This is a genomic window from Salifodinibacter halophilus, assembly GCA_012999515.1.
GTDB lineage: Bacteria > Pseudomonadota > Gammaproteobacteria > Nevskiales > Salinisphaeraceae > Salifodinibacter > Salifodinibacter halophilus.
Genome location: JABEEB010000302.1, coordinates 1 through 267 on the forward strand (window position 1 = coordinate 1; position 267 = coordinate 267).

Here is a 267-nt window from a genome sequence, read left to right on the forward strand (position 1 = left end):
GCCTCGTCATCGCGGGCGGCTACGACCGCGTCGTCGACTGAGGCAACGCTCACGCAACGCAGAACCCTTATTCGCGCGGCCGCCGACGCTCCAATATGCGTATCGCCCTACTCGGCGGCACGGGAGACATCGGCGAAGGCCTCGCGCTCCGCTGGGCCTACGATACCGACCACGAGATCCTCATCGGCTCGCGCGACCCCGAGAAGGCCCGCGCGAAGGCCGAGGAGTACGAGACCGAACTCGACAGCCGCGGCCTCGAACGCACCG

General features: G+C 68.5%; 1 protein-coding gene. It reads left to right on the plus strand.

Translation table 11 applies throughout. From position 1 onward, the window contains the following. Positions 1-95: 95 nt before the first annotated feature. On the plus strand, positions 96-267 hold a 172-nt coding region (locus tag HKX41_11770), incomplete at its 3' end, for an NAD(P)-binding domain-containing protein (GenBank protein NNC24811.1).